15 protein-coding genes are annotated in these 22,935 nt (G+C 56.9%); 2 read left to right on the forward strand and 13 right to left on the reverse strand.

Annotated features, from left to right (window positions below):
- Window position 1: 1 nt before the first annotated feature.
- From urtB to RA29_RS03900, 6 genes are all read right to left on the reverse strand, one after another.
- A complete protein-coding gene (urtB, locus tag RA29_RS03875) occupies window positions 2-1,975 on the reverse strand; it encodes an urea ABC transporter permease subunit UrtB (RefSeq protein WP_039683928.1) in 1,974 nt (657 codons plus the stop codon).
- Between the two features lie 56 nt (window positions 1,976-2,031).
- Window positions 2,032-3,309: an urea ABC transporter substrate-binding protein gene (gene urtA, locus RA29_RS03880; RefSeq protein WP_039683079.1), complete on the reverse strand. Its 1,278-nt coding sequence runs from the start codon at window positions 3,307-3,309 to the stop codon at window positions 2,032-2,034.
- A gap of 377 nt (window positions 3,310-3,686) precedes the next feature.
- Window positions 3,687-5,288, reverse strand: a complete 1,602-nt coding sequence (locus tag RA29_RS03885) for an ABC transporter ATP-binding protein (protein ID WP_082029422.1) — start codon at window positions 5,286-5,288, stop codon at window positions 3,687-3,689.
- Window positions 5,285-6,349: a hypothetical protein gene (locus RA29_RS03890; RefSeq protein ID WP_052249453.1), complete on the reverse strand. Its 1,065-nt coding sequence runs from the start codon at window positions 6,347-6,349 to the stop codon at window positions 5,285-5,287. The genes RA29_RS03885 and RA29_RS03890 overlap by 4 nt, the downstream gene beginning before the upstream one ends.
- Entirely contained in the window at window positions 6,346-7,173 is an 828-nt protein-coding gene (locus RA29_RS03895; RefSeq protein WP_152612913.1) for an alpha/beta hydrolase, read from the reverse strand. The genes RA29_RS03890 and RA29_RS03895 overlap by 4 nt, the downstream gene beginning before the upstream one ends.
- A 3-nt stretch (window positions 7,174-7,176) precedes the next feature.
- Window positions 7,177-7,779, reverse strand: coding sequence for an aspartyl/asparaginyl beta-hydroxylase domain-containing protein (locus RA29_RS03900; RefSeq protein ID WP_193743456.1), 603 nt, complete (start codon window positions 7,777-7,779; stop codon window positions 7,177-7,179).
- A gap of 1,035 nt (window positions 7,780-8,814) precedes the next feature.
- On the opposite strand from RA29_RS03900, the gene RA29_RS21720 reads away from it, so the two are divergent.
- Window positions 8,815-11,535 carry an AAA family ATPase gene (locus tag RA29_RS21720; protein ID WP_052249454.1) on the forward strand — a complete coding sequence of 907 codons (2,721 nt, stop codon included), beginning with the start codon at window positions 8,815-8,817 and terminating at the stop codon, window positions 11,533-11,535.
- Window positions 11,536-11,839: 304 nt separating this feature from the next.
- Here the strand turns inward: RA29_RS21720 and RA29_RS22715 are convergent, their stop codons facing one another.
- From RA29_RS22715 to RA29_RS03930, 5 genes are all read right to left on the reverse strand, one after another.
- The gene (locus tag RA29_RS22715) at window positions 11,840-16,117 is read right to left on the reverse strand and encodes a calcium-binding protein (protein ID WP_152612914.1); all 4,278 of its coding nucleotides are present in this window, start codon (window positions 16,115-16,117) and stop codon (window positions 11,840-11,842) included.
- Window positions 16,118-16,870: 753 nt separating this feature from the next.
- Entirely contained in the window at window positions 16,871-17,161 is a 291-nt protein-coding gene (locus RA29_RS22310) for a WGR domain-containing protein (RefSeq protein WP_082029424.1), read from the reverse strand.
- Window positions 17,152-17,610 carry a tyrosine-type recombinase/integrase gene (locus RA29_RS03920; RefSeq protein ID WP_275041501.1) on the reverse strand — a complete coding sequence of 153 codons (459 nt, stop codon included), beginning with the start codon at window positions 17,608-17,610 and terminating at the stop codon, window positions 17,152-17,154. Before RA29_RS03920 ends, RA29_RS22310 begins: the two co-directional genes overlap by 10 nt.
- An 866-nt stretch (window positions 17,611-18,476) precedes the next feature.
- Window positions 18,477-19,148 (reverse strand): DNA methyltransferase, encoded by a 672-nt coding sequence (locus RA29_RS03925; RefSeq protein WP_039683090.1) that lies wholly within the window; start codon window positions 19,146-19,148, stop codon window positions 18,477-18,479.
- Between the two features lie 288 nt (window positions 19,149-19,436).
- Window positions 19,437-19,670, reverse strand: a complete 234-nt coding sequence (locus RA29_RS03930; protein ID WP_052249496.1) for a hypothetical protein — start codon at window positions 19,668-19,670, stop codon at window positions 19,437-19,439.
- A 238-nt stretch (window positions 19,671-19,908) separates the two neighbouring features.
- On the opposite strand from RA29_RS03930, the gene RA29_RS03935 reads away from it, so the two are divergent.
- Window positions 19,909-20,223, forward strand: a complete 315-nt coding sequence (locus tag RA29_RS03935) for an H-NS histone family protein (RefSeq protein ID WP_039683094.1) — start codon at window positions 19,909-19,911, stop codon at window positions 20,221-20,223.
- Window positions 20,224-20,490: 267 nt separating this feature from the next.
- Here the strand turns inward: RA29_RS03935 and RA29_RS03940 are convergent, their stop codons facing one another.
- Both RA29_RS03940 and RA29_RS03945 read right to left on the reverse strand, forming a co-directional pair.
- A complete protein-coding gene (locus RA29_RS03940; RefSeq protein WP_039683096.1) occupies window positions 20,491-21,138 on the reverse strand; it encodes an MAE_28990/MAE_18760 family HEPN-like nuclease in 648 nt (215 codons plus the stop codon).
- Window positions 21,135-22,244 (reverse strand): DUF262 domain-containing protein, encoded by a 1,110-nt coding sequence (locus RA29_RS03945; RefSeq protein ID WP_039683098.1) that lies wholly within the window; start codon window positions 22,242-22,244, stop codon window positions 21,135-21,137. The genes RA29_RS03940 and RA29_RS03945 overlap by 4 nt, the downstream gene beginning before the upstream one ends.
- Window positions 22,245-22,935: the final 691 nt, after the last annotated feature.

Below are 22,935 nucleotides of genomic sequence, written 5' to 3' on the forward strand. Positions count from 1 at the left end.
CCTATGCCTCCGCCGCGCGGCCCTTGAGGGCGATGATGCCCTTGGGCCGGAATTGGATGAACAGGATGATGAAGAGGATCATGTAGGTCTGTGCCGCCAGTGTGTTCGACGGGTTCAACCACTCGATCCCCTTTTGCAGTGTGCCGACCATGGTGGCGCCCAAAAGCGTGCCCCAGATGTTGCCGACACCGCCCACGACCACGGTCATGAAGGATTGGACGATATAGTCGCTGCCCATCTCGGATGTCACTTTGGCGTAAAGCCCGATAGCGACACCGGCGATGCCCGCGATGCCGGAGCCGAAGCCGAAGGTCAGCATGTTGATGCGGTCAGGGTTGATGCCCATCGACGCCGCCATGCGCGGGTTTTGCGTGACCGCGCGCACTTCCAGCCCCAGCCGGGTGCGGTTCATGACGATCAAAAACAGGGCCAGGAACAGAAGGGCGAGGACGAAAATCGCAATACGGATGTAGCTGATCGACACGATGTCATTGAAGACCAGTGAGCCGTCCAGCCAGTCCGGGGCCGTGAGCGGACGGGCTTGGGTGCCGAAGATGTTCTTGGCCAATTGCTGGAGCGCGATGGAAATGCCGAAGGTCGCGAGCAGCGTTTCCAGCGGGCGGTGGTAGAGCCAGCGGATCACCAGCCGCTCCATCGCGACGCCTGTGCCGAATGTGACCATGAAGGCGAGTGGGATGGCGAGGAGGATGCTGAGCGTGTAGTCAGACACGAAAAGCTGCACGACGTAGCCCGTGTAAGCCCCCATCATAATGAACTCGCCATGGGCCATGTTGATGACACCCATGACACCAAATGTGATGGCGAGGCCGATGGCCGCGAGGAAATAGATCGACGCGAGTGACAGGGCGTCAAGGCCAAGGTCGATGGTCTGGTTCACAGCGACCTTGTTTTCGATGCCCTTGAGGACCGCATGCGCAGCCAGCGCGACCTCTGGCGACACGGCGCTGTAGCGTTCGAAGAAGACGAACTGGCTGAGCGTTTCGCTGACCTCGGCGTCGGTTGCAGCAGCTTCCACTGCACCCTGCTGGACCAATGCCGCATAGGCGAGGTCGCGTGCCGTCTCGGTGTTGAGCGAGGCGACCTGAAGGCCGCCAACGGTATCGCCGTCGATATTGGCAATTAGCGCCGCCTTTTGTGCATCACGCGAGATACGCTCGACCGCCAGGTCTTTGAACACCAGCAGCGCATAGGCGGCATCCAGACCAAGGGCGTCTGTTCCGGGCTCGATCTGGCGTACGACGTCAGGGCTGTCCGGCACGGTGCTATCGACATCCAACTGCGTGACGACAAGAGGGTTGAGTGCGGCGCGAACGTCCACGCCCAGGTCGCCCTCGAAACTCTGGATGGCAGCAATCCGTTCGGCGTCTTCCTCGGCAAAGCGAATGGTGAGGATGCGCTCCAGCCGCTTCATGCGCTGCGCGATATTTGCATCGCTCTCGGCGTCAACCACCGCGCGCAACGCGGCAAGGTGGCTTTCGTCCGCATCTCGCTCAATCGCGTTCAGCGCGGCAATGCGCGCGCGTGGGTTCGGGTCGGTCAACTGAAAGCGAACGAGGGCCGCGCTGATCAGACCACGAATGCCGCTATTGGGCTTGAGCTGTTTGTAGGCTTTGTCCTCGAACTCGCCCAGCGCAGCGCCTGTGGCAAAGTCGAAGGCGCGGATGGTGCGGCGGTCGATTTCCTCGGCGTAGACGAAAAGCCCCGTGTCCTTGTTCTGCCACATCTCCTTCTCGCGCCAGCGTTCCAGCACGGTCTGCGCCTCGTCCAGACCGCTTGCGGCCAGAGCGTCAATCGCGGGGCCGATGGTGCGCCGCGAGCTTTTGGCGATAATCTCGCCATGCTCTTGCAGCAAGCGCTGGATCGGTGCCTGAGCATCCTGGGCGGAGACAGGCAAAGCGGCCAGCGTCACGAAAAGGGACAAGGCCGCAACAAAGAAGCGACGGAAAACCGACATGGGCATCCAATCCTAGATGGTGATCGGGGGCAGTTACCCGCCCCCGAAGGTTCAAATCAGTAGTTCGACTTGATCTGGACGCAGGTGGACGTCTCGGTGTTGTACATCCCGCAGCCCAGCTCTTTCCAATCGGACACCAGCACAGCCGATTCCGGCAGGAAGTCTGTCCAGGCGTCGCCCGGCACTTCCTCGGTCTGGCTGATGATGTCGAACTGGCCGTCTTCCTGGATCTCACCGATCAGGACCGGCTTGGCCAGGTGGTGGTTCGGCAGCATGACAGCCGTACCCCCGGTCAGATTCGGGAACTCCTGACCGTACATCGCGGTGCGGACAGCGTCGACGTCAGTCGTGCCTGCTACAGTGGCAGCATTCACCCACATGTTGAAGCCGATGTAGTGCGCTTCCATGGGGTCGTTGGTCACGCGGTCTTCACCCATGCGGGCTTTCCACGCTTCGACCCATGTCTCATTGGCTTCACTATCTGCCGACTGGAAGTAGTTCCATGCCGCCAGGTGACCGACCAGGTTCGATGTGTCGAGACCGGCCAACTCTTCTTCACCAACCGAGAATGCGACGACGGGGATGTCGTCAGCCGAGATGCCCGCAGCAGCCAGTTCCTTGTAGAAACCAACGTTGGCGTCACCGTTGATGGTCGAGATCACGCCGACCTTCTTGCCGTCCGCGCCCAGCGCCACAACGTCAGCCACGATCTTGGACCAGTCAGAGTGACCGAAGGGCGTGTAGTTGACGAAAATGTCTTCGGCCGGAATGCCCTTGTCCTTCAGATAGGACTCGAGGATGTTGTTGGTCGTGCGCGGATATACGTAATCTGTGCCCAAAAGTGCGAACTTTTCGACTTCCAGTTCTTCCAAGAAGTAGTCGGTCGCCGGGATGGCCTGCTGGTTGGGGGCCGCGCCGGTGTAGAACACGTTTTTCGAGCTTTCCTCGCCCTCGTACTGGACCGGGTAGAACAGCAGACCGTTCAGTTCCTCGATCACGGGCAGCACGGATTTGCGGCTCACCGATGTCCAGTTGCCAAAGATCACGTCGACCTCGTGCACGGTCAGCAACTCGCGCGCCTTTTCCGCAAAAAGCGGCCAGTCAGATGCCGGGTCCACAACCACAGCCTCAAGCTGGCAGCCCAGAACACCACCGGCGGCATTCTGCTGTTCAACCAGCATTTCCATCGTGTCTTTCAGCGTGGTTTCCGAAATCGCCATGGTCCCCGACAGCGAGTGCAGAACGCCAACCTTGATCGGGCAATCCTGAGCAGCGGCAGGCAGCGCTGCCATCACAGCCAACGCAGCCGTTGTGGTGAGAAGTTTTCTAGACATCGTGTATCCCCTTGCGTGTCGCGCAGGGCGTTGCATTCGGAATACCGAACATCCATATGCCCCCCTACGCATTTGATGCGGAGTGCGGTGGCGTTTTTTGGTTTCCTAGGCCGACGCCATCGCACGAACTTTGGGCAGTGACGCCCGCCGCAAGTGGTATCGCCCTGCGCGCTGTTCTCACCCGCTGGCGCTCAAAAAATGGGCCGATACGCATGTGGCTGCAGTTTTTTTACGCTTCAAATATGAAATCGCACAAACAATAGGCGCTTCAGGTCTTGGAGCGCGGGATTATGTTCGAACCACGATCAAGGCATCTGCACGCAATGATTGAACTTGCCCGCTTGTGGAAGGCATCCACAATGTGACCTTTTCCAGCGTCATGCCGCTGCAACAGACCCACCGTCCGTGACGTCGAGGCACAGGGGGGCACCCAGTTTGATCTGCGCCTCCTTATCCGATGTGACGATCAGGCAGGCCGCGCCAATTTGCTCGAAGTGGGTCAGAAGACGGGTCAGCGCCGCGCCCTTCAACCCGATTTCGTCGGCATCGATCAGGGCAAGGTTCGGACGGGCAATAAGCCCGCGCGCAAGGAAAAGCCGCCCACGCTCGGTCGCCGTCAGATTACGGCGCCCTTCCGCCACTTTGCCATCCAGCCCGCCAAGGCGCTCTGCGGTGTCACTCAGGCCCGCTTGCGCGATCACGTTCAGCAGCTTTGCATCTTTCGGGCTACGCCCTGTGCCCAGTGTCAATTCGCGGCGCAAAGACCCTTTGAGCGTCGGCGCATGGGGCCCGAGATACAGGATGCGCCCACCTGACAGTGCAGCGGGCACATTGCCCAGCACCTTCAACATCCCGTCCTGCGGCGGCGTTTCGAACCCGGCAAGGGTCAGAAGCAGGCGGCTTTTGCCGCAGCTTGGCGGTCCGGCCAAACGGCGCATCGCGCCGCGGTCCAGCAGCAGATCAACAGGCGCAACACCGGGCCATTGCACATCTTGCATCTCAATCGCGGGCGCTTCGGGGTCCGCCTTTTGTTTTTTAAGCGCGGGCATGCGCGGTGCTGCCAGCGCCGCATCCAGCTTGGCGCGCGCGACGCCGAATGCCTTTTGCCGATCCCGCGCTTCGGCAAGATGGCGCAGCGGCCAGACCACGAGGGCCAGCGACGTCAGCGCAGCCACCGCGTCCGCGACGCTCAGTTGCAGATCCAGACAGACCCACAGGCACAGCGCACCCGCGATCCCTGCCGCGGCATCGGGCATGGCGCGGACCGTTTCGGACAGCCAGGCGCGCCACACCGCGGCGCGCACGATCTTACCCGACTTCTCATCAAGCGCGCGCAACTCCTTTTTCACGCGCCCGGAGCGGCGCAGCGCGATGCCCTGTGGCAACCGCTCGGCCAGGTCAGCGGCCATGCGCGCACGCTTTGACCGAAGGGTGGCGTGCGCGTCCGCGAGGGGACGGCCCAGCCAGAAGATTGCAATCATCACGATACCAATTGGCACCGCAGCGGCGAGCGCGAGGCGCGGCTCAAGCCAGTAGAGGATCAGAAATGCGGCGGGGATCGTCGCCCCGGCGGAAATAAAGCGGACAAGTCCGCGCGCCACCCACCCCTTGAACGCAGTCAGATCACCGACATAACGCAGGGCGGTGGCACCGGCCCGACGGCGGGCCATGGCACTGGCGGGCATCTTGGTCATATGAAGAAACAGGGTCCGGCGGATGGCGGACACATAGCTTTGCGCTGTCCGCTCGCCAATCGCGCCCTCGGCAGAGCGCAGGGCGAAGATGGCAAAGCCTGCGGCAACCATCGCCAACAGGGCGTGCATGGGCACAACCCCGCTGCCGTCCCGCAGCGCACCGATCACGTCGCGGGTGGCAAAGGCGGTCACGACCATGGTGACCGCCTGTCCGATCGCCAGGCAGACAAGGACACACAATCCCATCCACCGGCGATCGGCTGCTATGCCAGGTCTACGGCTCATGCCACATGCTCCGAACGGGCATCCGACAGCAGAGTATGCAGGGAGCCTGCCGTTGCGGGGTCAGACAAATCCTCGCGCGACAGAACCGGCAGGCCAAGCGTTTCGGCCTCGCGCGCGGCAAGCGGCGCTTGCGTCATCAGACCGGTTTGCGCAATGGGCGTGATGTCGTGTTCGGCAAGCCATGCCAACGCCCCGCGCGATGCCAGCGCACCGGGTGCCGCAAGAACGAACGCATCAAACAGCGCCCGGTAGCTGGGGCGGCTCAACAGCTCGGCTGTTTCCACCTGGGTCACACCGTCCGCCAGTTCGACGATTGCAATATCGCAATCAGATGACGCGGACAGAAGCGTGCGCGTGAGCGTGTCGATGCACTCAACCGGCTGACGGAAGGTCGAGGCAAATCCCGCGTCGGTGAAGTCCAGCGTGCGTGCGGCACCCGCCGCTTCATACTGGTGCACGTCGCCGAACGATCCGGTGCCTGTCGCCTTGATCGCCGCAACCCGGTCGCCAAAACGGGTGAAGCCGTTCACAAGGCCAGCCGCCGCAGCGGTCTTGCCCGCGTTCATGCCGGTGCCCAGCACGCCGATGACCCGCGCCGGTGCGGCCCCGTGGCTTGGCGCAAGGGCAAATTGGTCAAGGTTCAGCACGCAGCCATCGGCGTCTGCCAACCGGCCGATCACGGACAGGCTGGTGGGACATTTCACCTTGCCGTTTCGCGACTGCATCTGGCCGATGACCCCGCCTCCGGCCAACAGGTCCGCGCCATCAGGCGACAGAACGGCGATGCCTTCGAACTGGTCCTCGGCAAAGCGGTCGCCGCAGGCCAGCACGATCCGGTCCTTGGGATAGAGCGCAGAGTAGCGCCCGTCGCTCAGCTGCAACCGCTTGTGGCTGCCGATCTGCTGCACTTCGGCCAGCACCAGATCACCGGAGCGGGCGGCCGTCAGGTCGCCATCCAGCTTCTGCACGACCCTCGGCGGCACACGTCGGGTCACAAAGCTCCATTTGGCACCTGCAATCTGAGGGCCTGCGTCGGTATTCATATCAAGAAGATGCATCATGCCACCTTTTCAAGTTGGTCCTGGCCGCAAAAAAGCGGGGTTTGGTTTTCGGAAGGGAGGTCTGGAACAAATGCGCGATCCAGCCGCGCATTCGCGACACAGTCGGAAAAGCTGTGCACGCAGTTGGGCATCAGGTCGAAGGTGACGCGCGGCTGCATTCCGACGCGCCGCGCCGCCCGGATAGCAGCGGCCGTCCACCGGCGCGCACGTGCAACCCGGTTGACCCCCTGCTGCGCGTTGGTCTGGGCGTCCTGGCGCAGGTTTCGATCCTGCTGAACGTCAAGCGCACCGACACTCACATGCACCTCCCGGTTCAGGAAGTGCTTGAGGTTGGCGCGCAAACGAAACTCTCGCGCGTTGCAGCCCTCGCCCATGGCAAGCGGAAAGGCTCCGCGCGCGTCGGGGAAGGTCCACCAGCCAGGCGCCACGAGGCACAGCCGCGCCACTTGATCAGGATAGAGCCAGGCAAAGCGGTGCGCGAATTGCGCGCCGCCGGAGAAGCCTGAGATGTCGGGACGGTCATGTCCAATCACCCCTTCATCCCGCAAGACACGCAGCAGCGAAACCAGCGCCCAGTCCGACCGTTGCTTGCAGGCCGCCAGTTGGTAGCGGCGCCACGACGCCAGGTCGAAGATCGGCAGGACCAGTGTCCTGCCAGTTGCATCGGCCCGAGGTGCGAGCAGATTGGCCATAACCTCAGTCTCACGGTTCAGGCCGTGGACCGCGACGACGGGGGCCAGGTCAGTGCGGCCCGCGTCAGGGTGGATAACCCACGCACTTGGAACAACGCCCGGTATCCCGTGACGAAAGTGAATGCGTGCCATGGGTCAAGCCGCCTCTGCCAGTTTTGCGCGCGCCTTTTCAGTCGCGGCGGCGGCCTTGGCGCGCATGTCGCCCGGCAACAGGTCAAAGATGATGTGGATCCGATCCTCATCTCCATCGTTGAAGGCCTCGTGCATCTGGTCGTTGTCAAACCACCACAGCTCACCCTCTTTCATCCGGATTTCCTCGTCCCCGGCCTTCATCCAGGACCCGGCAGAGGACTTCAGGACGAAGTGATAGCGACCGCGGAACCGGTAGTACTCACCACGGTCGATATGCGGATACACGCGCCGACCGCCGGGCAGGCAGACGATCTTGGCCCGGCTCATATCGGCGTCGAGCTCGTTCGCCACATCCTCGATAAAGCCGCGGGCCAAGGGGAAGTTGATGGATCCGCTGGTCCAGCGGCTTTCATGGACGTCGCGGCGTTTGCGGCCAAGGATCATGGACTTACGCAGCCCCCGCAAGGGAATGGCAAGCGCTTCACGCTGAACCGCAATCTTGTCCTGGCGGCCCGTGGCTTGCGCCCACGCATCATCGACACTGGCAATCTCGTTCAGGAACGGTTTGACATCCACGTCGCTCCGGATCCGCTTGAAGTATTTCATGTCGTTCTCCTTGGTGTTGTGCACGGACCACCGCGGCGCGTGCTTTGAAAATGAGGGGGGCGTTACGACCAGGCCGGGCCGGTCAGGGGCCTGAAACAGCCGACGGCACGCTGCACCACACACTGCGGCCAGAGGGCAGGTGTCGTTTTGGCGGGGCGAGTTACACATCACACGACCTCCCACTGAAGATCGCTGATCACAGAGGCGCCATGGCGATCAAATGCGCCCGTGAGTGGTGGATGTGCGGCGCAGGTTCTGATGTTCGAGATCGTTGGCATGTGCGATCAACCTTTTGATGTCACGGCAGCGGGGTGCGCCGTTGGTTGATCAACAGATTGTGTACCGCTCAAACCCGGTCGATAGGTTGGCGGTTTAAGAACGGGCCGGAATCGGGCCTATACCTTTGGTTTATGGCGGTCCAGGCACGTCAAAACGCGATTAAATACTTGAAATTAAATTATATTTTTTGAGTCCCAAAATAGCGCAGCTTTTGAAAAATTCCGCAAGAAACTTGCAGGTTCCCACCCCCTGAGCGCGCACAAAAACAGGCCTTACATCACCGGTTTATGCCGGGGCTATTGATAGACATTTCCAGGCGGCTCCGAGCACTTGAGAAATATCAAATGCACCGCCCGTTCACGACGAGAACGACCGCCATACCCGGTATAAAAATCGACTTATTATCGTCTGTGGTGTTTGGAAAATGGTGCAGTTGACCAGACGAACCTAGAACCTGCATCGCTCGTTTCTCTGCTTGATGAGTTGGAAGATTGGGGTGCCGTCATAAATGCGGAACCGGAGCTTGTTCGTTGGTTTAGTGAGTTCGAAGCAGCTGCAGCGCCGCCAATCGGAAGTCCAAAGAGCAAAGCACGAACGGCGTCCACGCCGCGCAAGCGAACACGAGGACCGTCGCTATGAGCGGATCGCAGAAAAACGCCGCGAAGCGCACCACTATCTCGNNGCGCAGATTGCTGAGGCCTATGGCCATGTTCAATCAATCCGTACGCTGCTGATGCAGGCGCTCGGGAAACAGGGATGATCCTTGAAGGCAATGAGCGCGGACATGGAGCTGAGTTAGCGCGGCACCTGCTCAATCCGCGCGACAATGATCACGTGACTGTCCATGCTGTTGAAGGCTTCATTGCTGATGACCTCCATGGGGCCTTCACTGAGGCCGAAGCGATTTCGGGCGGCACGCAATGCCACAAGTACCTGTTCTCGCTGTCCCTCAATCCACCGCCGGGACCAGCAGTGCCCGTTGAGGTATTTGAACAAGCGATTGCATCGGTCGAAAAGAAACTGGGTCTTAACGGTCAACCCCGCGCTATCGTCTTCCATGAAAAGCTGGGGCGCCGTCACGCCCACTGCGTGTGGTCACGGATCGATGCGTGCCAGATGAAAGCGATCAAGCTGTCGCACTATAAACGCAAACTCATGGACATTTCGCGCGAGCTGTATCTGACCCATAATTGGGATATGCCAGACGGCTTCCGCGATCATGAGGCGCGTGACCCACAAAACTACTCCCGGCAAGAAGCTGGACAAGCCAAACGCGCTAAAGCCGACCGGGAAGATCTGAAGGCTATGTTCTGCCGATGCTGGGAACAATCGGATTCTCGCGCAGCCTTTGCCGCAGCGCTCTGGGAAGAAGGTTACATGCTTGCACGAGGTGACCGGCGAGGATTTGTCGCCGTTGATGCCTCGGGGAAAGTTTGGTCGCTCTCTCGTTGGTGCGGCGTTAGACCAAAGGAATTGCGGGCGAGATTAGGATCAGAGAAATCGCTGTGGTCCATTGATGACGCGAAAGCTGCGTTCGACGGACTGGACGCACGAAAGTCAGCACCAGAAGAGACAAAGCGCGATCCTGAGTTTGAGCGTCGACTGAAATCGCTGGTCGAGCGTCAGCGTTCAGAACGCATTCAGCAGCGGGCCGCACATGAAAGCCGCAGAACTAACGAGCTAAAGGCACGACAGAAACGTCTACCGACGGGCTTGAAAGCTGTATGGGCGCGGCTGACGGGTCGATATCAGGCGTTGATTGAGGGGATCGACAAAGAAGCCAAGACCGCTGAGGCGCGTGACAGGCAAGAGCAGCAAAATCTGATCCACCGGCACTTAACCGAACGGAACGCATTGGATCTGGAGTGGTCACAGCCAGACATTTTAAAGGAGTTGTTGGCGTCATTTGAGACCGCAACCTGCCCCGACCCTCAACAGAAGCTCGTCCTGCCACCAGACGATATCCCCTTCACGCGCGAACAGTTGATCGCTGATCCGGCACAGATCTTGGGTCACATCTCGCACAAGAAAGCTCGCTTCACACGAACCGACATTCTGCGCGAATTGTCGAAGCGCATTCCTGATCCGATGGCGCTGCGGGCGGCTGTGGACACGGCCATGGCATCACCCGACCTGCTTCGGCTCGGCGAAAGCGGCGATGTTACCACCAAGAATTACCATGCTGCCGAAATCAGCTTGAACATGAGTTGTGCTGCACTGTCTGCCTCACGTGGTGCGGCTGTGGATGGGGCTTATATCGCACAGGCTATCAGCACGCAGGATGCTCAGATGCAAAATAGCTTTGGCGGGCGATTGAGCGAAGAACAACGCGCGGCGCTGCATCACATTCTTGGACCAGAACAACTCGCCTGCGTCGTCGGGTTGGCCGGGGCCGGAAAAAGCACAATGCTGAGAACCGCTCGAACCGCCTGGGAGAAACAAGGCGTCACCGTCCATGGGGCAGCATTGGCAGGAAAGGCTGCTGAAGGTCTGCAATCGGCCTCCGGCATCAACTCCTGCACGCTGGCGTCTTTAGAGGCAAGTTGGGAGAACGGTTGTAAGCCGATTGCGTCTGGCGATGTGCTCGTGGTCGATGAAGCGGGCATGATTGGCACCCGTCAAATGATGCGCTTTGCCAACAAATTGCGAGACATCGGTGCTAAGCTAGTGCTCGTCGGTGATCCCGACCAGTTGCAACCCATTGAAGCTGGGCGTCCTTTCTGCCACTTGATCCAAACCCACGGTGCGGCCCGCCTCACCGAAATCCATCGTCAGCGCGACCAGTGGCAACGCGAAGCCTCACGCGATCTCGCCGAAGGACGTGTGCGTGAAGCGATTGAAAGCTATGAAAATCGAGGCTCCGTCGCTCATCAGTCATCGCGCGCAGCCACTCTGGCAGCCTTGGTCGAAGACTACGTGAGCGATGTTGAGATAAATGGAGACAGCGGCTCGCGACTTGCCTACGCACACCGCCGTAAGGACGTCTTTGCATTGAACCAAGGTATCAGGGCAGCGATCCGATCAGCCGACCAGTCGAACCCTGAAGCCCTGTTTGAGACGGAAACAGGCCCGCGTGCCTTCGCCGAAGGTGATAGGATCGTGTTCACGCGCAACGACAGGGCCATTGGCGTCAAGAACGGCATGCTGGGTACTGTGACTAATGCAAACCGTAGTGAAATAGCGGTCAGGCTAGATCATGAGGAAAGCCGCTCCATTGGCTTCGATCCCAATACCTATCGCGCCTTTGATCATGGCTATGCCGTGACCATCCACAAATCCCAAGGCGCAACCGTGGATCGGTCTTATGTGTTGGCTTCAAGAACGATGGATGAACCGCTGACTTACGTGGCTATGACGCGGCACCGAGAAAGCGCACAGCTTTACATCAATGAAACAGATCAACCAGCTTGGTCGGAACGTCGCTCGCCAAGTCATTTTCCCAGATTGCAACGCAAAATTCCTGGGCCGCGTCGCTGATCACGTGATGACCCCTATGCGAACGATGCTGCCATTGGCCATCGCACCGGCGGACGGGCAAAGAGCGGACAAAGCGCTCTTTCGCTGCGGTTGCACCAGTGTCGGCTTTATGGTTCGTGAACATACTACTTCTCGCATTGGCGGGCTTTGACATGCCAGCACAACAGTCAGTAGCTGTTGCGATAACCATGAGCATCGCAACACAGCAATGGTCTGCTAGCTGCCAAAGTATTTCCGAGCATCCTTTGTAAATACCCGATCATGGGGACGCTACATGTGCCGGCAGCGTCCCCACTTTTCAGCCTTAGCTGAACAGGAAGTTGCCGTCGCCAAGCAATCCCGTCTGGTCGCCGGTCAGCTGCAAAGAACCTTCATTCCCATAGCGCACAATGGTGATGTCATTCCCGGCCTCGTAGAAGATGGTGAGTTCTGTAAAGCTTGTCACCGTGGTGTTTTGGAACTCAATGATGTCGTCAGCCGCCACGAAGTCGGTGATCTGTTCCCGCCAAACAGGTGCGTCATCGTCACCTGGGGCACGGAACACAAATGTGTCTTGGCCTGCACCCCCACTCAACGTGTCGACGCCGCTGCCACCTATGATCGTGTCGTTGCCTACCCCGCCATCAACCCTGTCGTTTCCGTCACCCGCAAAGACCCTGTCATCGCCGTCATCGCCATAAATGCGATCAGCGCCAGCTCCACCGTGAATGCTGTCGTCGCCGCCATCGCCATAAAGGTCATCATTACCGCCGCCACCGTTCAGCGTGTCGTCGCCTGCACCACCCTGCAGCGTATTGTCGATATCGTTGCCGGTCAGGCGGTCAGCGAACTGTGAGCCGATCAGGATTTCGATGCTGGTGATGACATCACCTTCAGCGTGACCGCCCGAGTTTGTACCATTTGTGAGGTCAATGGCCACAGCCGCATCTGAAGCAACATAGCTGGCCACATCCAAAACGCCTCCACCGCCATCAATTGTGTCGGCTCCGGCACCACCTTCAAGGACATCACGGCCTTCACCGCCGTAAAGGACGTCATTGCCGTCTTCTACGTTTAGCAGAAAGCTTTGATAGCCGTCTTCCGTGAGAGCGTCTTCTGTTGGCTCTCGCCATATCCGTCCCTCAGCGAAGCCGTACGCAATGTAGTGTCGAGTTGCTTCAGAATAGTCGTTCACAAATGCTGCGCGAAGGTCTGCGTAGTTGCGGAGGTATTGCTCGGGATCGAATGAAAGGGTCCTGCCAGGGTTTTCTGCTGCGATCTCATGCTGACCGTAAACCAGGTAGTGCCGGACAGCCTCTTGAAGATTCATACCGACGACTTGGATGATGTCGTTGTTAGCGGCCAAGTAGGACAGCGCGTCAAACGAGATCGTGCGACCTTCGGCGGCGCCATAGTTTGCATAGTGCCAACGGCCACTGGCCGCATCCGTTGCCACGAGGTCCGAATAGGAGGCCAAATACAAGAGCGCCGTGTAGTCATCGGCCTGCGCGTGCATGGTCGGCGGCACATACAGGTTCAGCTGCGGTGCGGTGAATGCATTGCCGATCAGATAATCATCGCCCTCGTCGCCGTACAACGTGTCAGAACCGGTTCCTCCAGACAACAAGTCAAAGTGCTCGCCGCCTCTTAGGACGTCATCGCCATCATTACCGAAGAGACGATCATCCCCACTGTTGCCGTTTAGCTGGTCATTGCCTTCGCCACCCGTCAGTTGGTCGGCACCATAGCCGCCATGCGCGATATCATGGCCTTCACCACCAAAGATGTTGTCATCACCTGTCTCGCCTAGAATGATGTCGTTACCGGCGTCACCACTCAGGAAGTCTGATCCTGTGAAGCCATGAATAGTATCGTTTCCAGCGTCGCCCCAGATACGGTCGGCTCCGGTGTCACCGTTGATTACGTCATTGCCGTCGCCACCAGACAACTGATCTGAACCAGTGCCCCCGAGGATACTATCTGCACCTTCGTCGCCCCAGATGCTGTCAGCACCGGACAAGCCAAGAAGGGTGTCGTTGCCGGTACCGCCCGCGATTACATCACGACCGGACGCGCCTTCGAGCCAATCCGCACCATCATCACCGATGATTGTGTCATTGCCCTGTCCAGCCTGGATCCAGTCGTTACCGCCATATGCGTCGATCCAGTCATCACCCGAGCCCGTGAAGCGATGGTCGCCAAGGTTTGTCGCGTGAACATAATTGTTGTCCTGCCAGCCAGACCACATATTTGAACTGTTGGATGTTGTAGCGCGTTCAACGTAATGCTCCGCCCCTTGATCGCCGTAAGACGCGGATAAGTGGTATATTTCTGACCCATCATCAAAGACAAATACTTCTATACCGCGTGTATCAATTTCGATTCCGAGCTGATGGCTTGTCACTTGGATCTGATTGTACCCTGACGCCGCAGTCCATTCCACGACGTACTGGCTCTGACTGCCGGTAAGGTACAGAACGTCGTGGCCTCCACCGCCGAAGTAGACGTCATAATCTATCAGACCGCCGTGGTAGAAAACATCGTCGCCTTCGTCGCCGTGGAAAACGTCATCCCCGGAAGAGTTGTAGATGACGTCGTTGCCTTCGCCGCCAAAGATGATGTCGTCACCGACACCATCGTTCCCGCCAATTGTATCGTCGCCTTCACCGCCCCGAATGACGTCTTCTCCATTGCCGCCAATCAGGCTGTCGTTTCCGGCACCTCCATCAAGCGTATCGTCTCCTTCGTTGCCACGCAGCGTGTCCGCACTGTCACCACCAGAGACTTGGTCATCGCCGCCCCCGGCATGAACAACATCAGCACCGTCCCCTCCCAACAGAGTGTCATCACCAGACTGACCGTTTAGAGCGTCATTTCCAGCTCCACCAAAGATGGCGTCATCGCCATGCCAACCATTGATTGAGTCGTGGCCACCATCACCGCTCAGAAGGTCACTTGAGACACCGCCAAGGAGCGTGTCGTCGCCTTCTCCACCAAAAAGATTGACGTTGTCGGTCAATCCAACTGTGCCTGCAGTCGCACCCTGAGCGGAGAAGAAATCGTCGCCCTCTCCACCATAGGCCACTTCAAATGCATGCGCGGCCAAGTTGACGCTCACGCCTGGTGCTGCATAAGCGTCGGTCGGCGTCTCGGGACGGTCTGGATCCACCACGATCAACGTGTCGAACCCGTTTCCGCCTGAGACCGCGCCCATTGCAAAATCCGCTGCATCCGCAAAAATCAGGTCGTTGCCGTCATTGCCGTCAATGACATCCGCCCCATCGTCTCCGGACAGCATATCGTCGTTCTCACCGCCCCGGATTGTGTCGTTTCCCTCACCGCCAGCGATCTGCACCGAACGTGTATGACCAAACGCACTCAGATTGTTGGCCCGCTCATCTCCGGTCGCTCCATCAAGCGCCAAGGCGTCGAGGTTCACGTGTTGCGGGCCGTCGTCCGTGACCACGGCGTAGTGGTAGCTCTCACCGGTTTCGAACTCGATGGCGTAACCAAGGGCCGTCTGAACTTCGCGGTATCCCAGGCTGTTGTAAGACAAGGAGACGTCCCCCAGGCCACCTTCGACCGCGCCGTTGGTGGTCACAAAGGACGCCAGCCCGTGCAGCGTGTTGCCAAAGACCGTGATGTCGTCATCGGTATCTGAATAGTCCGAGCCATCGTCGTAGATCAGGTTAATGTCTGTGATGACCTCTTGCGTCAGCTCATTGTCTTGCCGTTCGCCGTCGCCGTTCAGGTCGTTCCAAACCGTGGCCGTTGCTTCTTCGAGCGTATGGACTTCACTGGCCTGCTCAATGCCATCGCCATTCTCGTCGTACCAGGCTGTTGCGGTTACGCCACCGAGGACAAACAACTCCCCGCGGTCCGTCACACCATCCTGGTCTAAATCCTGCCATATGCGGAGTTCACCCCAGATCTGGTCGTTCGCATTTATTACGCCATCGTCGTTATCGTCAAAGGCGCGGCGTAAGGCTTGAAGGTCTGTGTCTTCATCATCGCCCCACAAAGACCAGACCAACTCGCGCGCTTGATCAATTTCACCATCGCCCGCACCGCGCGTGCCATCTGTATTGAGGTCAATAACAAGAAAACCGTCGTCTGATGAGGCCCATGAACCTTGTTCCAGGAAGCCGTCGTCGTCCCAATCGAAAAACGTTTGCTGGCCGAACGTGAGCTCAACTCCATCGCCGTCAAGGTCGAGGACGATTGGAAAACCAGCGAATTCACCGCCCTCGGAAGTATTTCCATGGCCGTCAAATCCTCCATCATTTGGAGCGTCACCGAATTCTCCACTGGTTGTATCGCCGTAGCTAGTGTCGTGGCCAGTATCAGGATTTATGCCTTCGCCGCCTGTTGACGGTGAACCGCCATCGTTGGAAGAAGTCGGATTACTCGGCGAACCTCCACCCTGATCAGCGTCATCGCCTGTGCGTGGTTCACCCACTGGAGACCCGTAGCCATCCGGATTTTGACCGGGTTGGCCCGTCGCACCTCCAGGAGAGCCATATTCGGGGTTATGCGGGTTCGATGGATCGGTGTAGTTCGAGTTTATTAAGTCAATTGGATAGTCCCGTAGTGCATCAGTCATACCAGGCGAGTTCAGGACATTGGCCAGTATCCCGGCCGGTGTAGAATTGCTAACCCAATCTGCAGGTGCCGGCACAGTACCAAGCGCGTCCCCTTCGACGTATACGCCGACCTGCACAATGTTGTTTCCGAGCCCTAGGTTCAGTCCAAATGTTCCAAACGCATCGCCTGTATCCAAGTTTCGCTGAACATTGATTCCGACAGGGGTTGGAGCACCAGTTGGGACACCGCCCCCCAAGTACCGCGACGTCCCTTCATATCCGGCACCCACACTATACGAAGACCATTCATCGTAGCTAATGCCAGCCGAAAAACTAAAGAAGCCACTTACTGTCGCACCGTTCTCACTATCGAAACCAATTGCGCCCCCAAACGTGCCAATTTGCCCGTAAAAACCAACTTCACTCAACTAAATGTCCTTTATTACAAATAAGCTCCTGACGCGACCCAGGAAACCTTGGTTATCTAAACCACTCTTTAGTACTCCCTGCCTCTTAAGAACGAGAGTAGCTAAGAATGGAAACACACTTCGGAAGAAACCCAGGAAGAAACCGAAAGCAACGCAAAAGTTTGACAAATAGTTGTCCTGCTCAGGTTCAGACCAATAAAAACCGAACCATAGCAACAAAACTCCGCAACACAGATTGAATACTGCTTTTCCTTTGGTCAAGATTGAAAATGCCTCGCTTGTTGCATGTTTTCCAGCGAGTGCTTGGCACAATTTATTCTGATGGAAAAGGGGGTGATTGCAGGGTTAAAACGATTTCAAACCCATGATACCTTTATTGCGGCGTTGAGCACGCAAGAAATACCGTCGGCGGCGATCATGTCTGACGTACGCCCGCGCTTGGTTTTCTGCATGCACAAATAGAAGCGCGTCCTTTGAAGCGTTCTCCGTGTCAGACCAATCTGTAAATGACTGACCGCCGTCACCGATGCGTCCAAATTCGCGCCCTATTCTCCAGTTGGCAAAGGGGCCACGCAAGATGCTCATCCGGTAGAACCGAAACTGCGTAAGTTCGGGCGCGATCTTTGTTAGATACATCTCTCCTCCCCCCACATCCGCGCCGCGATGTCTTGCTCTTCCTTGCCAACGGCGTCCGCATAGATCGCCGTCGTTGTGAGCTGCGTATGGCCCATCCACTTTTGCAGCATGTTGAGAGGAACACCGTTCACGCTCGCATTGATCCCAAAGCCATGGCGCAAGCCCTTAGGACTGCGGTGCGGCGCATCCGGTATCCCGGCCTCTATCATGATGCGCTTCACGATCTGCCAGACCCGCGTCCGTCCAAGCGCCCAAATCGGTGCGCTGGCCTGCCGTTTCGACTTCTGCGCCTCTCGGATGCCGTGGGCCGTGTTCAGCGTGTCTAGGTAGTCTGACGGCACCGGCACCGTGCGAAAGACCACTTTCTGCTTGTCCGCTGCATCCTTGCGCTTCTTCAAGCTGCGGATTGCAATTGTGCCGACTGGGAGGTCTACTCGTACCGGTGTGATCTACAGAAGTTCGGAAGGACGGCAGCCCGTGAAGTGCAATGTCTCACACAATGCGCGGTCACGGGCGGGTTTCTTGCGCTCAACGGCTAAGAAAGCGGTGCGTTCTTCTGCGTTCAGATACAGGCGATTACCGGCAGGGTCATAGAGGCGCATTTCACTCATATCAGTTTTTCGGGCTCAAATGATCACTTGGCAAAGTTCGCGTTAGAGGCGAAGCTGAGAGGCAGCGAACTTTGCCTCAACCATGCTCGAAAACGTGCTCATGAACACGATACCCGAAAACTGTTCACACTGAGAGCGTCAATGCCAGCTTATCCACATCCCCGGCACCCGCTTGAGTGCAGCGGGAGTGAACAGAATTATTAATAGTGTTAAGTCTTCGATCTGAGAGTATCAGAGACTAACTTCTGTACCAGTAGGCTTGCGGCATCTTCTCGCGAACTGGACCCTTGGCCAGTGCCCCAAGCGCTGCCAAAGCGGACCTTGGTGCATCATGCAGCATCAGTCGAAAAGGGCTCGAAGCGGTCTTTCTCTGCAGGTTGCGCGAAGGTTCGCTTTAGACGCTATTCACCCACGCGAACTAAGGCACATAGTGAGATCTGTAAGTCCTCGGTTCTTCCTGAAAACTGCTTTGTAAATTCTTGACTAAGGCCCTGTCAGTGCTGCGACAGGTGGGGCCCAGAGCTTGGTTGTTTGGACAGGTTCTGAATGATCGGCTATTCCCTGAATAAGCAAGGATCTTTCAGGCTGTGCAACAAGCCAGCCTGGCCAGCCGCGCGACCACGGGGAGCGCGGCGCGGGAAAGCGCACCGTGAGACCCTCTGCGGCTATCAGCGCAGCGGGTCATATTGTAGATTTGGAATACCCTATGCGGCTTGGCGTTCGCCTTTTGCCGCGTGGTATCGCTCGGCACCGCTTACCCGGTTCTTGGCAAGCTCACAGTATTTAGCTTCCAGCTCCACACCGATTGCAACGCGCCCCGACAAAGCTGCGGCTACTGCTGTTGTACCTGACCCTAAGAACGGGTCCAAAACTACATCCCCGGGTTTCGAGAAGCTACGGATCAGCGGCGCTATCACTTCGACCGCCTTCTGCGTTGGGTGGTGACGGTTTCCGCTGTAGGTCCAATCAAGCAGATCAGGCAGCGCCTTTCCTTGCCGTTGCGGGTTGCCCTTGGTCAGAAGCCAAGCACTCTCATGGCGATACTGAACATGCTTTGTATTCGACACATAGTCCTTGCCCCAAACCAAGTGCCCCCCGACTTTGAAGCCTGCATCCGCCCATGCTTTTGAGAATTGATCAATCGCAGTCCAGCCGCAGAATACAACCGCGTAGCTGTCTTGCTGTAGGACACGAAACAGCTCTGAAAACACGCCCAAGACGCCCGCCGCATTGTCGTCGTTTCGGACTTTCCGACCGTCCCGGTCCTGATAATTGCAAAGGTAAGGCGGATCGGTAACCACCAGATCAATCGTACCGGCCTCAATGCCTTTTAGGGTTTCCAAGGCCTCTCCATTGATAATGTTGTGCTGTGTCATGTCTTTTCCTCTCTTTGGGTATGGGTTGCTCATGCAACCCTTGGCCCTCGCCGAGAGTGGGGGTGCAAAGGTGAAGCAAAATCGGCGAAAGATGCTCTGCCTTTGACGGAGGCTCACGGTGCGCCGGGAAACCGTCAAAGCAAGGATCTCTTCGATCTAATTTGCTTGCCCTGCGCTGGGGGCGAAGCCATAAGACCTTCCGCCAAACGTGGTGCCCCTCCGGACAACACGTGCACAAAAAAAGGGCGAACCAATGGCTCGCCCTCAAAGTAAAGCACTGCTTCTCGTCTAAGCGGGTGATTGTTCGAATAGCTCTCCGGTTTGATCATCTCCGTTGCCTCTAATCGTCCGAAGAACAATGCGGCCATCGACCGGATGCGCGTCCATGCGGATCTCATATCCTTGGCCATCATTGTGGGTCCAAGCCGCGCCGATCTTGCTCCAGATAGACTTCTTCCCGTCGCCGACGGCTTTAACTGTGTAGGCCAGCATGAGAGGCCGCTTCAGTCCGGGTGCGTCCATCTTCTTTGTGTTTTGAGTATCTTTTGAGTTCATAAATTTCCTTTCGTTCAAAAAGGAACATAAAGTGAACGATGCTAACTTGGCTGACAAGAGAAATGTTTAGGTCATACATGGATATGACGCTTGTGAATTTCGCCTAGCGCAGTCCCCGTAGAACTGGGCGTCTTAAGAGAAGACAACTTGGTGATTGAGACAACTTCTCTGCTGTGCGATCTCACTGTCTAGGATAGGAGTTAGCATGGCCAAAATAAACTGGGATAAGTTGTCTCTCGACGAGCTGAAGGACATTCAAAAGCAAGCTGGCAAAGCAATCGAAACCTTCGAGGCACGCAAGAAACTGGAAGCACTTGCAGCTCTTGAAGCCAAGGCAGCCGAGCTGGGCTTTACGTTGAAAGATCTTGTCGGGAGCGGAGGCGCGAAAGCAAGCAAGGCCCCCCCCAAGTATGCACACCCAGAAAACCCAACGCTGACTTGGTCGGGCCGTGGGCGTCAGCCAGGCTGGATCAAGGAAGGGCTTTCTTCAGGGAAAAGCCTCGAGGACTTTGCAATCTAAATTTGTCTGCACCGAACACTTCGAACCCTGGGCATATTTACAGGTCGGGCGGAAAGCGGACTTTAGCTGCATCCGCGAAAGGCGCTCCTCGCTGAGCCAAAAGCAGCCGTTCATTGGCGGTGGTGTGCCAGCATTGATGCCCTGTCATCAGCGAACGTCTGGAACGCGCAGAAAGCGGACTTTGCAAAGTCTAGCGAAAGGCCGTTGCCGCCTTTAGCCAATACATCTCACTGCTCCGGTGGAGGTCGGCTTTTCAGATGGTCGTAGTCACGCGGCCATATAGGTTTTCAGTTGAACCTTGTTGTCCAAAGCGTCCCCAAACATTCGCATCAAAGCGACGGTTGTATTTGTGACTTCATCTAAGTCGTCCTTCGCCATGAAGGTGTCTTCGCCATGGGCAATCGCATTTCGTCTCTTCAGAAGCATTGCGTCAATGAAGGCCTCGTGTTCAATGAATTCTTGGTAAGAAACGTCGCAAACCAAGCAAATCTCCTTCAGCACCTCAGAGTTTAGATTCGATTTAGTGTTGATCAGATCATCATTCACTTTACTGAACGACCTGTTCGAAGATGCAAGGATCTCATCCAGAAGGTTACACCTCGACTCGATACTTCCCTTGCTCTTCGATAGAGCCGCGAGCCTTGGCAAAAAGTAATTTTTTAAAAACTGGTTGTTGAGGCTTGCGTATGGATGCTTACGCAACGCGACATGCGTTAAATACAGTTTTGCTGAATTTCTAACATGCCCCTCCCAGTGGGCATATGAAATTGTGACCAATGCCCTAAGCAGAACTCTCCCTAAGTTCTGATCGGCACTTCGAATTGCAGTCTTCAAATCCGATATCTCGCGGATACGCCAAGTCCTGTCTGCGGTTACAAGACTTGAGAAATCGTCCGCGGTATACGGTTTGCTCATGGCTTGAACCACTCGCTTCCAAAAGGCACGGTTTTTTGAATCCGCGTTGTTCCACGCATGCCGGGTGATACGAAACCTTCAACTTCAGGTTGCTCCCAAAATGCCTGAGACTTGTCGCGCACGAACTGTACTGGGTCTGCCTGCTGCTCGATGTCCGCAAGGTTCTTTGCGACACCTACAGCAATCGCTTCTAAGCCCACTAGTCCCACTCTTCCTGAGTAGTCTCCATTTTGGAAGCGCCGAAGAGCATTCCCGCCCGCAGCTTCATGCAGAAGGTCCATGGTGCTTTTGATAGTCGTGGAGGCACCGGTAATATCGGCCTCCGTAGCAAGTTGTACGATACCCTCGTCTATGTATTCACCGACGTCTAGGATTCCGTCGTAATCTACTAACGTGTGTACCAGTAGTCTTACCGCCATCTCGATGTGTCGCTGCTTTTCTGTTTGGCCTTCGTTCAAGCCCGTTACAGCAAGAAATTTGGGGGTCTCCGCCGCGGCTTTGATCGCCCTAAAGTAGTCGGCATTGACCATCAAAATTATGCAGTTTCGGATTTCTTGGGCGTTTGCGGTCGTCCCACCAGCATTTAGTCGTTGAAACAGGTCAAACTTCGTCATGCTGTCGCTCGGACGCTTGAGGATTTCCACTCCAATACGAGACCTCTTAATGGCCAGTTGAAGGCTTCGATCAAGTTCGACTTGTTCATTCTCCTCCACGTCAGCAATTGCTGCACTTTTTTCCCAAACTGCATTGTGTAGGGACGGCAGGTACTTTGTTGCTTCCAAGACAGATGGTGGGCAAGCCACACCTTTTTCGTCCCTCAATTTGCCCATGAACTCTAGAATTGATGAAAGCCTCTGCAGACCATCTACGAGCTCCCACTGCCCGTTTTCTAGCTCGTACACGAAGATAGATGGCAGCGGGATACCCAGCAGCAGAGACTCGATCAGTTTTGACTTCTGGCCTACTTCCCATCTAAAAAGTCGTTGGAATTCTGGTGCGATTATTATGTCACCGTCATCGTACAGGTTCACCAACTCGCCAATGGACATCTGAAAGGCGTCGGTACGAACATTCCGCTGCGCTTTTTCGATTTCTTCAAGTAGCATTCGTTTCCTAGTTTCCTTGGTGTTTCATGCAAATGAGAGGCTTCGCCGCATCTCAATGAGGAAGTGCCCTCCAGATATGGCTTCTGTCGCGCTCGGCCATTATGATCACATAGCCCACCGCTACAATATCTGAACTTCCAAACAGTATTTTTTGGCACAACTCAAGGGATCGTCTGGCTTCACAGACCGTCCACAGTAACTCCGCATGCGCAGCGAACTTCGGGTTCCATCGCACCGTCGAATACCAACGTCCGGTTTGGGCTGTCCACTGCAAGGACCAGTGATGACCAAGCTCTGATGCTGCCTCTACTATGCCCGCGGCAACGAGACCATACTTCCCAAATGCTGCACTTTGCGTGACTATTGTCTTCTAAGTAATCCAAGGATTCAAACGGCAAACCTCTAGAGCAAAGGGTAATTTTGGTGCAGAGTATCGGAAAACTCCGGGTAACAGGTTTCTGGCTTCTTCTCGCCGTATGTATCATCTTGCATTTATGGATCGGTGGCGTGGTTGTTGACTACAAAGTAGAAGGCAGTCAGCATCTGATGAAGCTGCGAGATCAGCCAGGCGAATGGACCTCTGTTAGCACCACGGCTTTCTGGGCGTATCTCATTGTCAAATATTCCATGCTTGCTGTTTGTGCTTCAGTCGCAGCATGGGTGCTATGGCGATGGCTATGGTATGGCAGTC

Origin of the sequence: Tateyamaria sp. ANG-S1 (assembly GCF_000814025.1) — a bacterium.
Lineage (GTDB): Bacteria > Pseudomonadota > Alphaproteobacteria > Rhodobacterales > Rhodobacteraceae > Tateyamaria.

Excerpts from the sequence above, each read along its gene's own strand:
- urtB (WP_039683928.1), bottom strand. The coding sequence starts at position 1,975 with ATGTCGGTTTTCCGTCGCTTCTTTGTTGCGGCCTTGTCCCTTTTCGTG.
- urtA (WP_039683079.1), bottom strand. The coding sequence starts at position 3,309 with ATGTCTAGAAAACTTCTCACCACAACGGCTGCGTTGGCTGTGATGGCA.
- RA29_RS03885 (WP_082029422.1), bottom strand. The coding sequence starts at position 5,288 with ATGAGCCGTAGACCTGGCATAGCAGCCGATCGCCGGTGGATGGGATTG.
- RA29_RS03890 (WP_052249453.1), bottom strand. The coding sequence starts at position 6,349 with ATGATGCATCTTCTTGATATGAATACCGACGCAGGCCCTCAGATTGCA.
- RA29_RS03895 (WP_152612913.1), bottom strand. The coding sequence starts at position 7,173 with ATGGCACGCATTCACTTTCGTCACGGGATACCGGGCGTTGTTCCAAGT.
- RA29_RS03900 (WP_193743456.1), bottom strand. The coding sequence starts at position 7,779 with ATGAAATACTTCAAGCGGATCCGGAGCGACGTGGATGTCAAACCGTTC.
- RA29_RS21720 (WP_052249454.1), top strand. The coding sequence starts at position 8,815 with ATGATCCTTGAAGGCAATGAGCGCGGACATGGAGCTGAGTTAGCGCGG.
- RA29_RS22715 (WP_152612914.1), bottom strand. The coding sequence starts at position 16,117 with ATGACTGATGCACTACGGGACTATCCAATTGACTTAATAAACTCGAAC.
- RA29_RS22310 (WP_082029424.1), bottom strand. The coding sequence starts at position 17,161 with ATGTATCTAACAAAGATCGCGCCCGAACTTACGCAGTTTCGGTTCTAC.
- RA29_RS03925 (WP_039683090.1), bottom strand. The coding sequence starts at position 19,148 with ATGACACAGCACAACATTATCAATGGAGAGGCCTTGGAAACCCTAAAA.
- RA29_RS03930 (WP_052249496.1), bottom strand. The coding sequence starts at position 19,670 with ATGGACGCACCCGGACTGAAGCGGCCTCTCATGCTGGCCTACACAGTT.
- RA29_RS03935 (WP_039683094.1), top strand. The coding sequence starts at position 19,909 with ATGGCCAAAATAAACTGGGATAAGTTGTCTCTCGACGAGCTGAAGGAC.
- RA29_RS03940 (WP_039683096.1), bottom strand. The coding sequence starts at position 21,138 with ATGAGCAAACCGTATACCGCGGACGATTTCTCAAGTCTTGTAACCGCA.
- RA29_RS03945 (WP_039683098.1), bottom strand. The coding sequence starts at position 22,244 with ATGCTACTTGAAGAAATCGAAAAAGCGCAGCGGAATGTTCGTACCGAC.